General features: G+C 62.3%; 1 protein-coding gene. It reads right to left on the bottom strand.

Annotation, left to right across the window (positions count from 1 at the left end):
• Positions 1 to 29: 29 nt before the first annotated feature.
• Positions 30 to 501, bottom strand: a 472-nt coding sequence (locus tag ENZ75_RS33885) for an ABC transporter substrate-binding protein (protein WP_164888286.1), incomplete at its 5' end; no start/stop codon positions are given.

A 501-nucleotide genomic window follows, 5' to 3' on the forward strand; every position in this document is an offset into this window, starting at 1 on the left:
GGCCAACGCAAATGCCGGATGGCGCAAGCTCAAAATGCTTCCGGGTGCATGGCCTTGGCGATCTTGTCGATCGCTTCGATGTTGGCGGGTCCAGGCGTCAGCTCGGCGTAGCGGAGGGCGACGAAGCGCTCGTTCTTGACCGCGTCTGTCTCCTTCATGGCCGGATGCGCTTTCAGGAAATCGAGCAGCTTCCTGTAGCCGCCACCGTCCTGGTAATCGAGCAGGATGAGGAATTGCGGATTGCGCGACGCCACCGTTTCCCAATCCGTGTTGCCCCAGCTGGTGTCCATGTCAGCCATGATGTTGTCGCCGCCGGCGGCAGTGATCATGGCGCTGGGGATGGCGAACTTGCCTGCGGTGAACGGCTTGTCCTCGCCGGAATCGTAGAGGAACACCCGCGTGCCCTTGGCGCTGCCGACCTTGGCGGTGATGTCGGCGAGCTGCGCCTTCCAGCCAGAGACAAGCTTTTCAGCCTCGGCCTCCTTGCCGAAGATCTTGCCC

Origin of the sequence: Mesorhizobium sp. M7A.F.Ca.CA.002.04.1.1 (genome assembly GCF_004022805.1) — a bacterium.
Classification (GTDB): Bacteria; Pseudomonadota; Alphaproteobacteria; order Rhizobiales; family Rhizobiaceae; genus Mesorhizobium; species Mesorhizobium ciceri.